This is a genomic window from Ruminococcus sp. 5_1_39BFAA (assembly GCF_964240875.1).
Lineage (GTDB): Bacteria > Bacillota > Clostridia > Lachnospirales > Lachnospiraceae > Blautia_A.
This window is the reverse complement of record NZ_CAXSVO010000001.1, coordinates 175758-188804: the sequence shown is the minus strand read 5'-3', so window position 1 is coordinate 188804 and position 13047 is coordinate 175758. Positions and strand designations below refer to the sequence as shown.

The following is a 13047-nucleotide window of genomic DNA, read 5'->3' as shown; positions in this document are numbered from 1 at the left end:
CCGTTACTGCCGGGGAACCGCCGACCTTTGCCGGCGGTAGTCCTGGGCTGAGATATCGCAATGCTTGCGGAAGCATTGTGAAAAATAGCTTGGAGATGAAAAACCGCATAACCGGGCAATGTCAGAAATGCTGTAGTCAGTGGATTCCAGAAGCTCTCTGCTCACCTGGATGCGTTTCTGGATCAGATAACTCATAGGAGATTGTCCGTAGTATTTTTTGAAAGCATGAATAAAGTAATATTTATTCAGATGTACCATTTCTGCCAGGGAATCCAGCGTAATGTCGTCCTGGTAATTTGAGTCAATATACCGCTTCACACGGCTGCATTCCCGGTTTGTATTCTTTGTGGGAGCAATTTCAAAAGCGGAATCCGTGTGGCGTATCAGATACAGGGTCAGGATCTCCAGCAGGTCCTGACATATCAGTTCACATCCCGGTAAGTTCTGTTCAATTTCGTTTTGGATCGTAAGAAAATAATAGGTTAAGTCCAGCCTGCTGTTTTTACAGTTAAATAAGAAATAGTTCTTTTTGTCACGGAAGGAAAAGATCAGATCCTCCACTCCAAGGGCAATGTATCCCAGCGGATAGGTATCCAGAGATACTTCCGTGTGCTCTGTATTTGGATTAATGATGATCAAATCATTTTTGGCAATGGGAAAGGACTGATTTTCGATAATAAAGGTCCCTCTTCCTGATTTCACATAGAAAAGCTCGGCAAAATGATGAGAGTGAGGGATACTTTTCCAGTCGCCTTCGTAGTGAGAGGATGTCACGTAACTCAGTCTGCCGGGTAAAGGCTTGGGACGTTCTGATTCCAACAGGTACTTCTGATTACTCATAGTATTCCTCCGATTTATCTTATTTAGCAATCTTGCTTCAAATTTTTCTCCGTTTACATTGTAACAAAAGATTTCATTGGATACAATGAGAAAAAAAGGGGAGAAGAAAAAAGGAAATTTGTGCAAAATATGGATGAAGAGGAAAAAATAAGTGAAGGAAAAAAGCATATTAACCATAATGGAAAAAAATGAAAGCAATATTTCTAAAGTATATAGCAATATAGAAATAGAAAAACGGACGTATTTCAGGTATCTTATATATAGATAAAAAAGACAAACGATTTAGAAAGGTGTATTGATAATGACGCACATTATTTAAAAATGGGCTTAATTATCTGTGAATTTATATGCCAAAAAATTAAAGGAGGATAACTATGAAAGCGAAAAAAATCACAAGTGTATTGCTGTCAGCGTCCATGGTAGTGGGAATGATGGCAGGTATGGCAACGACTGTTGCAGCAGAAGAGGAGCAGACCTTAAAGCTGGCAGTTGTGGAAACCGCATACGGACAGGATATGTGGAAGAATGTCTGCGCAAAGTTTGAAGAGGCAAATCCTGGCGTTACAGTGGAATTGACAATTGATAAAAAACTGGAAGATATCATTACACCGGCAATGAAATCCGGTGATTTCCCGGACGTTATCATGCGTGCTGTAGGTTCTGAGTCTGCATTGACAGAAACCTTCATCAAGGACAATAATGTTGAGGAAATGACAGATGTTCTGGAAATGACCGTGCCGGGTGAGGATGTAACTGTGGCAGAAAAGATCCTTCCCGGATTCGTAGAGAACTCCATTACAAATCCTTATGAGGACGGCAAAACATATCTGATGCCAATGTTCTACGGACCATGCGGATTATTCTACAACAAGGGTCTTTTTGAGGAAAAAGGCTGGGAAGTTCCGGAAACATGGGACGGCATGTGGGAGCTGGGTGATAAAGCCGCAGAAGAAGGCATTGCACTCTTTACTTATCCTACAGCAGGATACTTTGACGCATTCTTCTATGCACTGCTTCACGAAACAGCAGGCAACGATACATTCCAGGAAGCCCTGAAATACGGCGAGGGCGTTTGGGATACAGACGGAGCAAAGGCTGCATTTGATATCATTGGAAAGCTTGCCAGCTACACAGAGAAGACAACACCTGCAAATGCTAATGACAACGATTTCCGTAAAAACCAGCAGTTGATCCTGGACAACAAAGCACTGTTCATGCCAAACGGCAACTGGGTAATCGGCGAAATGGCAGACGCACCTCGTGCAGACGGCTTTGAGTGGGGCTTCACAGCTCTTCCGGCAGCTACAGAAGGCGGAGAAAGAGCTTCCTATACATTCTTTGAGCAGATCTGGATGCCGAAGGGCGCAGTAAACAAGGATTTAGGAAAACAGTTCATCGCTTACTTATATTCCGATGAAGCTGCAGAAATCTTTGCAAATGACGGCGGCGCTATCCAGCCGATCCAGGGAATGGCAGATAAGCTTGACGGCGATGCAAAGCTTTATTACTCCATTTATGACACAGGCGCAGTTGCAGTTATGGACGCATTTGCGACAACTGATCCTGTAGAGGGCGTAACAGTCCGCACAACCTTCTTTGATCCGGTAAACTCTCTTGTAAGCGGAGATAAGACACAGGACGAGTGGGTAGAGCAGATCAAGAAAGACAGCGACGCACTTCGCGCAGCATTAAAATAAGATATATGCTGAGAAATAGAAAGTAAAAACAGAACGGACGGTGGATGCCACCGTCCGTTTTCAAAACTCAGGAAGGGGATACAATATGAGTAAGAAAAAAGGACGAGGACGTTTCATTTTTTTCTGTCTGGCTCCGGCCGTGATTCTCTTTTTCATTTTTATGATAGTACCTACGATCGATGTTTTCCGCATGTCCCTCTATAAATGGGGCGGATACACGGCTGAAAAGACATTTGTAGGACTGGAGAATTTCAAAAAACTGTTCCAGAGCGACAGGTTTTACCAGTCATTTCAGAATAGTATTCTGCTGATCGTAATCGTAACAGTGGTGACCTTTGCGCTGGCGATTATATTTGCCGCTATTCTCACCAGGGAAAAACTGAAAGGACAGACTTTCTTCCGTGTGATTTTTTACATCCCGAATATTCTTTCCATCGTTGTGATCAGTGCGATTTTTTCAGCGATTTATGATCCTACGCAGGGACTTTTAAATTCTTTTCTGAACCTGTTCAGAGGGGAGAACGGCATTGCCAATCCCATTCTCTGGCTGGGCAGTCAGAAAATCGTAATTTACAGTATCGTCATTGCCATGATATGGCAGGCGATCGGATATTATATGGTTATGTACATGGCAAGTATGGCAAACATTCCGGAAAGCCTTTATGAATCCGCCAGCCTGGAGGGAGCAGGAAGGATCACACAGTTTTTCAGCATTACCCTTCCGCTGATATGGACGAATATCCGTACAACACTGACCTTTTTCGTAATCAGTACCATTAACATGAGTTTCCTGTTTGTAAAAGCAATGACGAACGGAGGACCTGACGGTGCGTCCAGTGTATTCTTAAGCTACATGTACCAGGAAGCGTATACCAATTCCTCTTATGGATACGGTATGGCGATCGGTGTTGTGGTATTCCTGTTCTCCTTTGCTCTGGCTGCGATCCTGAATGCGGCTACCAAACGTGAAGAAATCGAATTCTAAGGAGGGTACGGATATGGCAAATAATAAGAAAAAAGGCGGAGCCGGCTCCAGTGCTGCCAGAGCTGCGATCTATGTTGTTTTATGGGCGCTGGCGATCACGATCATCGTACCGGTGGCATGGGTGTTTGTTGCCTCAGTAAAAGAGAATTCTGAGTTCTACGGAAGCCCGTGGACCCTGCCCAAGGGACTGCATTTCCAGAACTTTGTGGATGCCTGGCAGACGGCAGACATGGGTTCCTATATGATAAACTCCGTGATTGTAACGGCACTTGGAATCTTTTTGCTGATCATCATCGCGCTTCCGGCAGCTTATGTGCTGGCAAGGTTTAAATTTAAAAGCAGCAAATTCTGGAATGTGCTTTTTATGGCAGGACTGTTTATTAATGTGAACTATATCGTAGTTCCTATTTTCCTTATGCTGAATCAGGGCGACACCCTTCTGCGGCAGTGGTTCGGCGCCCCATTCTTTTTGAATAACCTTTTTGTTCTGGCGTTGGTGTACGCATCCACAGCGCTGCCCTTTACCATTTATCTTCTGTCAGGCTATTTCAAATCCCTGGCAAAGGATTATGAGGAGGCGGCATACGTGGACGGCGCGGGCTATTTCAGGACCATGGTCCAGATCATCATGCCCATGGCTAAGCCCAGTATCGTTACGGTTATATTGTTCAATTTCCTGTCATTCTGGAATGAATATATTATATCCATGACACTGCTCACAAAGCCGGAGCTGAAAACCATGCCGGTAGGATTGATGAATCTGATGGCAGCACAGAAATCTGCGGTTCAGTATGGGCAGATGTACGCAGGTCTTGTCATCGTTATGCTGCCTACACTGATACTGTATATCTGTGTACAGAAAAAGCTGACGCAGGGAATGACGCTGGGCGGACTGAAGGGCTGATATCCCGGAGAATGGAGGAAAAAAATGGATGAAAGATTAAAACATACGCTGGCAATGGTACTGGCAGCAGTTATCTTTATTGTGTGCATCGCGTTAGTAGTGATCGGGCAGAGAGATATCGGTTTGCGGGGAACCCTGGTCATGATTCTGGGGCTTGCCGGACTGATCGGTCTGTTGTATTCTTATAACAGAAAATATAAATGACAAAAGGAGTAGCTGGATATGACAGTAACAAGGGGAAGAGTAACAATACCTACGGATGTTGATGTGATTCCTGAGACAATTGAACTGATGGAGCGATGGGGCGCAGATGCAATCCGTGACTGCGACGGAACAGATTTTCCGGAAGAATTGAAAGATGTAAACGCTAAAATTTATTCCACCTATTATACCACAAGAAAAGATAATCAATGGGCGCTGGCTCACCCGGAAGAAATCCAACAGATGTATGTCATGACCCCTTTTTATACATCAGAAGGGGACAGCCTGGAAATTTTTCTGATGAAAGGTCTGTATCCGGATATGCTTACTCCTAACAGCAGAGATGATATCAAACGCTGGTGGGAGGTTGTGGACCGCAGCGCAAATGAGGTAGTCCCTGTGGAAAAGTGGGACTATGATGAAGAGCGGCAGACAGTCTGTATTGAGACAGAGCCGTTTCATGATTATACCGTCAGCTTTCTGGCGTATATCATGTGGGACCCGGTACATATGTACAATGCCGTGACAAATGACTGGAAGGACGTGGAGCATCAGATCACTTTTGATGTACGCCAGCCAAAGACCCGGGAATACACTATGGAGCGTTTGAGAAAATTCCTGAAGGAGCACCCTTATGTGGATGTGATCCGGTTCACCACATTTTTCCACCAGTTTACCCTGATCTTTGACGAGCAGGCAAGGGAAAAATATGTGGACTGGTACGGCTATTCTGCTTCGGTCAGTCCTTATATCCTGGAGGAATTTGAAAAAGAAGTGGGATATCCCTTCCGTCCGGAATTTATTATTGACCAGGGCTATTACAACAATCAGTACCGGATACCACAAAAGGAATACCAGGATTTCCAGGCGTTCCAGAGAAAACATGTGGCGGCGCTGGCAAAAGAGATGGTAGACATCACCCATGAAGCGGGAAGGGAAGCCATGATGTTCCTGGGAGACCACTGGATCGGTACGGAGCCGTTTATGGAAGAGTTTGCGGGAATCGGACTGGATGCGGTAGTTGGAAGTATCGGAAACGGCTCCACCCTGCGTCTGCTCAGTGACATTAAAGGCGTGAACTACACTGAAGGAAGGCTCTTGCCGTACTTTTTCCCGGATACCTTCTGCGAGGGCGGAGATCCGGTGAAGGAGGCAAAAATAAATTGGGTAACGGCAAGGCGGGCAATCCTCAGAAGTCCTATTGACCGTATCGGGTACGGCGGTTATCTGAAGCTTGCATTGGAATTCCCGGATTTTCTGGAATATGTGGAATCCGTATGCAGGGAATTCCGTCAGCTGTATGAAAATATCAAGGGTACCACGCCGTATTGTGCCAAAAAAGTTGCGGTTTTGAACTGCTGGGGAAAAATGAGGGCGTGGGGAGCGCATATGGTGCACCATGCTCTTTACCAGAAAGAAAATTATTCCTATGCAGGGATCATAGAGAGCCTTTCCGGCGCACCGCTGGATGTGGTATTTATCAGTTTTCAGGATCTGCTTGACGATCCGGGAATTCTGGATGATGTGGATGTTATTTTCAACATCGGTGACGGGGATACTGCCCACACAGGAGGCGTGTGGTGGGAAAATCCAAAGATCACCCAATGTATCAAAGCCTTTGTACACCGCGGAGGCGGATTCATCGGAGTAGGGGAGCCAAGCGGACATCAGTCACAGGGACGTTATATCCAGTTGGCAAATGTGCTGGGCGTGGAAAAAGAAACCGGATTTACTCTGGGCTATGATAAGTATAATTGGGAAAACCATAAGGAGCATTTTATCCTCGAGGATCAGAAAGAGGAGATCGATTTCGGGGAGGGAAAGAAAACAATGTATGCCCTGGAGGGCACTGACATTCTTGTGCAGCGGGACAGAGAGGTTCAGCTTGCAGTGCATGAGTTTGGCAAGGGAAGAAGCGTGTACATCAGCGGACTGCCCTACAGCTTTTCAAACAGCCGCCTGCTTTACAGGGCGATCCTGTGGAGCTGCCATGGCGAGGAGCTTCTGCATCGCTGGTTCAGCACCAATGAGAATGTGGAGGTCCACGCTTATCCTGTAAACGGCAAATTCTGTGTGGTAAACAACACCTATGAGCCGCAGGAAACCATTGTCTATAAGGGAGATGGAGAGAGCTTTACCCAGGCACTGAAGGAAAATGAGATCATCTGGTATGAATTATAAGCTAACTTGGGAAAAAAGCATTGAAAGCTGGGATGAGGCCGTACCGCTGGGCTGCGGAAGCTGCGGCTGCCTTTGCTGGGGAAAAGCAGTGGAGCTGCGCTTCAGCCTGGACCGGACGGATATTTGGGATAAAAAGAGTACCTGGCAGCGGACAGAGGAATTTACGTACAAAAAATTGGTTGACCTGGCAAAGGAAGGCAATACGAGGCGTATCCGGGAAATCTTTGACGCGCCTTATTATCATCCCACGCCGACAAAGCTCCCCGCAGGAAAAATATTCCTGCATTTTCCATGTAGTGAAGGGGACGGCAGCGTTTCCTCAGTACTGGATCTGAGGGATGCCTGTGCATGGCTGACTGTGGACATGGGCAGGGAGGTAAGCCGGGTAAAAACCTGGATCCACAGGGCGAAGGAGACAGGTGTTATAGAGATTGACGGAGTTCCGGAGGGCCTTGCAGCAGAATTAAAGGCGCCAGGATTCGGACAAAAGAAAGCGGAAAAGACATATGTTTACAGTGAGGATAACCGGAAGATTTCCCAGGAAACACTTCAGGAGCTGCAGTATGTGCCTGCACAATACGGCTGTGAGAAAAAATGTGGACTGGAAATAGAATGGTTTGTGCAGAAAATTTCCGAGGATTTCTCTTACGGAGTAGTTATGGGAAGAGAAACGACGGCAGGGCAGCTAAGGATCCTGTGGAAGATCCTTTCCTCTGAGGATGGGGCCGACTGGCTGGAGGAAGGCAAAAGAAGCCTTCTGTCTTTTGCGGCAGGAGACAGAGAAACGCTTTTTCGGGAGCACTGTGACTGGTGGAAGGAGTATTACGGGAAAAGTAGTATTTCCTTGCCGGATGCTTTCGTGGAAAAGCAGTGGTATCTGGCAAATTATCTGTTTGCATCAGCATCACGCAAGGGATCTGCGCCTATGCCGCTGCAGGGCGTTTGGACTGCGGATGACGGAATGCTGCCGCCCTGGAAGGGGGATTACCATCACGACCTGAATACGGAGCTTTCCTACAGTCATTATCTGAAGGCAAACCACCTGGAAGAGGGGGAGTGCTTTCTTGATTTTTTGTGGAAGCTTGTGGAGGAAGGACAGCGTTTCGCCAGGGAATTTTACGGGACCGAAGGGATGTGTCTGCCTTCCGTTATGACGATCGACGGCAAGCCGCTGGGGGGATGGCCTATGTATTCCCTTTCACCTGCCAACCAGATCTGGCTTGCCCGCTCCTTTGAGCAGTATTATCGGTATACCGGAGATGAGAGATTTCTGAAGGAGCGCGCCTATCCCTATTTGAGGGAGACTGGCAGATGTATCCGGGGACTTCTGGAGGAGCAGGAGGATGGGACACTGGCTCTGCCCATATCCAGCTCGCCGGAGATTCATGACGATACGGAAAAGGCATGGCTGAAGCCTGTCAGCAATTATGATCTGGCGCTTCTGCAATACCTGTTTGAGACTCTTGGAAGGCTGGCGGATAAATTACGGCTGCCTGAAGCGAAGGAGTGGCAGGACATCCGGAAAAGGCTGCCAAAGCTGTATGTGAACGGGAAAAATGTGCTGATGCTTTCAGGAGAAGAAAGCCTTATGGAGTCCCACAGACACCTTTCCAATGCAATGGCTGTTTCTCCTCTGGAGCTGATTACCTATGAAGGGGAAGGAAAACAGATCATCGATGCGGTTATCTCAGACTATGAGAGGCTGGGTACCAGAAATTGGGTGGGATATACCTTTACCTGGATGGCGCATTTTTACGGGATACAGGGAAACGGGGAAAAGGCTGTACAGATGCTGAAGATATTCTGGGAGTACTTCTGCGGGCCGAATGGTTTCCATCTGAACGGGGATTATAAACAGAAGGGCTATTCGGATTTTACCTACCGTCCCTTCACCCTGGAGGGAAATATGTTTGCGGCGGATGCGCTGCAGGAAATGCTTTTTCAGATGAAGGACGGACAGATACGTCTGTTTCCTGCCATTCCGGAGGAATGGAGAAAAAAAGGTGTGGGATTTTGCAGCTTCAGAGGCGAAAAAGGGCTTTTGTGCAGCGGGAAGATATCACAGGAGGGCGTATCCTGGAAGATCACCGCAAAGCTCCCCCAGGAAATCCGGCTTATCTGCGGAGAAGAAAAGGTGAGCAGGACCCTGGCTGCGGGGGAAATCTGGGAAGGCTTTATTCCTGCGGGGGATTTGACTCACGGTTCAGGAAGTAGGGCATAGAGGTTGCTTTATCGGTAAGGTCTGCGATGGTGCTAATGGTCAGGGAATCGCCGTACCTGCGGTTTTCGTAAAAGGCATAATATCCTCCGTATAGGATATAGGAAAGCATAATATTGATCTGCGGATCATCGCGATACTCAGGATAGGCGCTGAAAACAAAGTTTTTCAGCGTCTTTTCTATTTTTTGGACCAGATATTTGCTGCGGCTTCCGGAGAACACCGTGTTGATCAGAGCGTCCTTTGCCAGGTATCCCACAAAAAGCTCTCTGGCAAATTCTGCAGGGTTTTGGATCAGGTTCTCCGGGTGGTTAAAATTTTCCAGAATGGAAGATACGATCTCTGTTTCCAGCTTGTCTGTCAGGTCATAAATATCGTGATAATGGGAATAGAAAGTAGATTTGTTGATCTGCGCTCTTTCACACAATTCCTTGATGGTGATCCGTTCTATTTCTTTGCGGGAGCGAAGCTCAATAAAAGCGTTGATGATTCCCTGCTTTGTCTTTTCGACCCTGATATCCATATTGCACGGTATCCTTTCCATATAATATTTCCGACAATTTTTTTAAAACGTTGGATAACCTACGGATTGATAAATCTGTCGGTAGCGAATCACTTATTTATCCTTTATATTATAGCAAGAAAAACAACTCGTGTCTAATATCTTTTAAGGAGGATCAATAAAGTGGATTTTTACAGCTTTTACACAGGAAGAGAGTTCGAAGCCTATGAGTTTCTGGGAGCGCATTTGTGGGAGGGCGGGATCACCTTCCGTACTTTTGCGCCGTCAGCCAGCCGGGTTTCCGTGATCGGGCAATTCAACGGATGGACAGAAACGCCTATGAACCGGATATATGACGGGAACTTCTGGGAGTGCACCATAGAAGGGATCGGGAAAGAATTGATGTATAAATACAGGATCTACCGTCATGATGGATCCTTTATCGATCATGCAGATCCCTATGCCTTTTTCACAGAGCTGCGTCCCGGTACCGCGTCTATGACATATCATCTGGGCGGCTATGAATTTGGAGATGGAAAATGGATCAAAAACCGCCGGGTTTCCTATGACAAGCCGCTGAATATTTATGAGCTGCATTTTGGCTCCTGGAAAAAGAAGGGCGAAACAGAGCAAGGGTGGTATTCCTACGAAGAGCTGGCGTCGCTGCTTATTCCATATCTGAAAGAAAATCACTATAATTATATCGAGATCATGCCTTTAAGCGAGCATCCCTGCGATGAGTCCTGGGGATATCAGGAAACCGGATATTTCAGCCCGACCTCACGCTATGGGAAGCCGGAAGGCCTGAAAGCCTTTGTTGACCAGTGTCATCAGAATGAGATCGGTGTGATCCTGGATTTTGTTCCCGTTCATTTTGCGGTAAATGATTATGCACTTGCAAATTATGACGGCACGGCATTGTACGAATATCCCCATATGGATGTGGGACGGAATGAGTGGGGAAGCTGTAATTTTATGCACTCCAGGGGTGAGGTGTGCAGCTTTTTGCAGTCATCTGCTTATTATTGGCTGAAGGAATTCCATTTTGACGGCCTTCGGATGGACGCGGTGGGAAACCTGATCTACTGGCAGGGAAACAAGGACAGAGGGGAAAACATTGCGGCTTTGAAATTTATCCGCACCATGAATCAGGGATTAAAAGAAAGGATGCCGGATTGTCTGCTGTTTGCGGAGGATTCCACCCCGTATCCAGGTGTCACCAGGCCTGTAAATGAAGGCGGTCTGGGCTTTGATTATAAGTGGGATTTAGGCTGGATGAATGATACCCTTTCCTATTTCCAGGCATATCCGGAGGAAAGAAAGGCGAGATACCATCAGCTTACGTTTTCCATGCACTATTTTTACAATGAGAGGTATCTGCTTCCCCTTTCCCATGACGAGGTGGTGCATGGCAAGGCGACCATTGCCCAGAAAATGAACGGCGGATATGATGGAAAATTCCCGCAGGCAAGAGCCTTTTATCTTTATATGTACGCTCATCCCGGCGTAAAGCTGAATTTTATGGGAAATGAGCTGGCGCAGCTTAAGGAGTGGAGTGAAAAGGATGATCTGGACTGGATTTTGCTGGATTTCCCTATCCATGACCAGTTCCATCATTTTATGCAGGATCTGAATCGCTGCTATGAAGAAAATCCTGCCCTTTCTCAAAGGGATTACCGACAGGATGGATTCCAGTGGATCGATTGCCATCAGGAAGAGAAGTGCGTGTATGTTTTTGAAAGAAGGAGTGAGGAGCAGACCATTCTGGCAATCTTCAATTTTTCTGACCAGGAGCAGAGCTATAGGCTGGAAACAGAGGAAAAACGGAAATATACGCTGCTTATGGCAAGCGATATGCCGCAGTATGGCGGTCAGGCAAACTACACGAAAAAAGAAAAGTTATTTGAGGCAAAAAGTGTGGAATTTAAGCTGTTGCCCTTTTCAGGAAGATATTATATAGTAGAAGCGTAACGCTCCCGAACCTTTGGTGGATGTTGGAGAGTTACGTGGAATTTATAAAAAGAGCATGGTTATTGTGAAAAGAGGAAGTTATGAGCATAAATTATCACGCTTTCCAAAACAGAGGTTATTTATTTTCTACCCATGAGGTTTTATCACAGCAATGGAGGAGTGCCTTTGCGGGGTATGATCCTTCGCGTATTTCCGGGATCCTTCAGTTGAAAACGGATGAAGAGCATTTGTATCTTACATATTTCCAGCGTCTTTACCGTTTGAGGCTAAGGGATGGTTTCCTGGAAAAACAGGCGGAGGGGAACTGGACAGAGGAGCTGTATTTTAATGAGGCCATGAGTATTTATCATCTTCTTCATTATACAAAGGATAAGCCGTTTACCAGCGGTGTCTGGGTTCCCAATAGTGCGTTGGAGGGAGCGGGAGTGCATAACCGGAATATGCCCGATCCCTTGTTGGAACCCTTTGCAGCAAAGTTTTCAGGAAAGGCTGCATTGCTGGATGAAGCCTGCAAAAGGCTTGGTGGTACCAGACTTACAAAAGGGGATGTTTCCTGGCAGTTTTACGCATTTCCTCAGGTGCAGCTCCAATTGATATTCTGGGATGCGGATGAAGATTTTCCGGCTCAGGTTCAGGTATTGTTTGACAGGAATGTTACAGATTATATTCATTTTGAAACGACGGGGTGTTTGATCTCAGATTTATTGGAACTGTTGGAAAAGCAGGCGGAAGTGTAGAACGTGTTTTTCAGTGAGGCGGCGGTATGCGACCGCCGCCTGTGACTTATCTGCAATAAGCTGCGATGGCTTCTGACATGAATTTTGCGGTACCTTCTCCATTTTGGTCAATGTTTTGGGTAAAGCGTTCATCTCCGACATACATAGCCCCTAATCCGGCTAATATCTCCCTGGTACAGGTATAAAAGTTTTCTGTGATATAGTCCTGCCATTTCCGGACAAGTGCCTGTGCCTCCTGGCTGTCAGGCTGGCTGCTATGGCGGCACTCTGCAAATTCTTTCAGGATAGCTGCCGACTGTTCGTTGATCATATTCCATTTTTCTCCGTCGTAAGCGCTGGTTTTTTCCAGGCTTTCTTTATATGCCCCGGTATTTCCCCAGCGTTCTCTGACTTCAGCTGCATATTTTTGTTTTGTTTTCTCCATATCTGTCATATTGAATTTTTCTAACCCCATATTCTGGTCTCCTTTTATGGTGCTGTCTACAAGCGCGATCAGATTATCAAGCTGATTGCGTTTTTGAATCAATAGTGTCCGTTGTTTTTGGAGAGCTTCCTTTTTATCATAATCCGGATTACTCATAATTTTTTTAATGTCGCTTAAAGAAAAACGAAGTTCTCTGAAAAACAATATCTGCTGCAGTGTTTCCAGCGCTTCCTTGTCGTAGATGCGGTAGCCGGCATCTGTAACACTGCTTGGAGGGAGAAGCCCGATCTGGTCATAATAATGAAGAGTGCGGACCGTTACGCCGGTCAGCTTGGCGACCTCATTTATTTTCATGTGAATCCTCCTTCCGGTTGTTATTTGAGCTCA

General features: G+C 46.3%; 11 protein-coding genes. 8 read left to right on the top strand and 3 right to left on the bottom strand.

Features of this window, described 5'->3' with window-relative positions:
- Positions 1-3 precede the first annotated feature (3 nt).
- Positions 4-840, bottom strand: a complete 837-nt coding sequence (locus ACESZH_RS00925) for an AraC family transcriptional regulator (protein WP_373215438.1) — start codon at positions 838-840, stop codon at positions 4-6.
- Positions 841-1214: 374 nt separating this feature from the next.
- Here ACESZH_RS00925 and ACESZH_RS00920 point away from each other — a divergent pair, with 374 nt between their 5' ends.
- From ACESZH_RS00920 to ACESZH_RS00895, 6 genes are all read left to right on the top strand, one after another.
- A complete protein-coding gene (locus ACESZH_RS00920; RefSeq protein WP_373215435.1) occupies positions 1215-2537 on the top strand; it encodes a carbohydrate ABC transporter substrate-binding protein in 1323 nt (440 codons plus the stop codon).
- Positions 2538-2622: 85 nt separating this feature from the next.
- Positions 2623-3522: a carbohydrate ABC transporter permease gene (locus ACESZH_RS00915; RefSeq protein WP_373215432.1), complete on the top strand. Its 900-nt coding sequence runs from the start codon at positions 2623-2625 to the stop codon at positions 3520-3522.
- 13 nt (positions 3523-3535) lie between these two features.
- Entirely contained in the window at positions 3536-4426 is an 891-nt protein-coding gene (locus ACESZH_RS00910) for a carbohydrate ABC transporter permease (protein WP_373215429.1), read from the top strand.
- 24 nt (positions 4427-4450) lie between these two features.
- Positions 4451-4630, top strand: a complete 180-nt coding sequence (locus tag ACESZH_RS00905) for a hypothetical protein (RefSeq protein WP_373215428.1) — start codon at positions 4451-4453, stop codon at positions 4628-4630.
- 18 nt (positions 4631-4648) lie between these two features.
- A complete protein-coding gene (gene gnpA / locus ACESZH_RS00900) occupies positions 4649-6808 on the top strand; it encodes a 1,3-beta-galactosyl-N-acetylhexosamine phosphorylase (protein ID WP_373215426.1) in 2160 nt (719 codons plus the stop codon).
- Complete coding sequence (locus ACESZH_RS00895) at positions 6798-9029, top strand: hypothetical protein (protein ID WP_373215423.1); 2232 nt, start codon at positions 6798-6800, stop codon at positions 9027-9029. The genes gnpA and ACESZH_RS00895 overlap by 11 nt, the downstream gene beginning before the upstream one ends.
- On the opposite strand, the gene ACESZH_RS00890 is transcribed toward ACESZH_RS00895, so the two are convergent.
- Positions 8983-9549: a TetR/AcrR family transcriptional regulator gene (locus tag ACESZH_RS00890; protein WP_373215421.1), complete on the bottom strand. Its 567-nt coding sequence runs from the start codon at positions 9547-9549 to the stop codon at positions 8983-8985. The genes ACESZH_RS00895 and ACESZH_RS00890 overlap by 47 nt on opposite strands.
- Before the next feature lie 162 nt (positions 9550-9711).
- Here ACESZH_RS00890 and glgB point away from each other — a divergent pair, with 162 nt between their 5' ends.
- Both glgB and ACESZH_RS00880 read left to right on the top strand, forming a co-directional pair.
- Positions 9712-11499: a 1,4-alpha-glucan branching protein GlgB gene (glgB, locus tag ACESZH_RS00885; RefSeq protein WP_373215419.1), complete on the top strand. Its 1788-nt coding sequence runs from the start codon at positions 9712-9714 to the stop codon at positions 11497-11499.
- Positions 11500-11579: 80 nt separating this feature from the next.
- Positions 11580-12236, top strand: coding sequence for a DUF3786 domain-containing protein (locus ACESZH_RS00880; protein ID WP_373215416.1), 657 nt, complete (start codon positions 11580-11582; stop codon positions 12234-12236).
- Between the two features lie 46 nt (positions 12237-12282).
- Here ACESZH_RS00880 and ACESZH_RS00875 read toward each other — a convergent pair whose 3' ends face one another.
- Positions 12283-13014: a MerR family transcriptional regulator gene (locus ACESZH_RS00875; RefSeq protein ID WP_373215414.1), complete on the bottom strand. Its 732-nt coding sequence runs from the start codon at positions 13012-13014 to the stop codon at positions 12283-12285.
- Between the last annotated feature and the right edge of the window lie 33 nt (positions 13015-13047).

Excerpts from the sequence above, each read along its gene's own strand:
- ACESZH_RS00925 (WP_373215438.1), bottom strand. The coding sequence starts at position 840 with ATGAGTAATCAGAAGTACCTGTTGGAATCAGAACGTCCCAAGCCTTTA.
- ACESZH_RS00920 (WP_373215435.1), top strand. The coding sequence starts at position 1,215 with ATGAAAGCGAAAAAAATCACAAGTGTATTGCTGTCAGCGTCCATGGTA.
- ACESZH_RS00915 (WP_373215432.1), top strand. The coding sequence starts at position 2,623 with ATGAGTAAGAAAAAAGGACGAGGACGTTTCATTTTTTTCTGTCTGGCT.
- ACESZH_RS00910 (WP_373215429.1), top strand. The coding sequence starts at position 3,536 with ATGGCAAATAATAAGAAAAAAGGCGGAGCCGGCTCCAGTGCTGCCAGA.
- ACESZH_RS00905 (WP_373215428.1), top strand. The coding sequence starts at position 4,451 with ATGGATGAAAGATTAAAACATACGCTGGCAATGGTACTGGCAGCAGTT.
- gnpA (WP_373215426.1), top strand. The coding sequence starts at position 4,649 with ATGACAGTAACAAGGGGAAGAGTAACAATACCTACGGATGTTGATGTG.
- ACESZH_RS00895 (WP_373215423.1), top strand. The coding sequence starts at position 6,798 with ATGAATTATAAGCTAACTTGGGAAAAAAGCATTGAAAGCTGGGATGAG.
- ACESZH_RS00890 (WP_373215421.1), bottom strand. The coding sequence starts at position 9,549 with ATGGATATCAGGGTCGAAAAGACAAAGCAGGGAATCATCAACGCTTTT.
- ACESZH_RS00880 (WP_373215416.1), top strand. The coding sequence starts at position 11,580 with ATGAGCATAAATTATCACGCTTTCCAAAACAGAGGTTATTTATTTTCT.
- ACESZH_RS00875 (WP_373215414.1), bottom strand. The coding sequence starts at position 13,014 with ATGAAAATAAATGAGGTCGCCAAGCTGACCGGCGTAACGGTCCGCACT.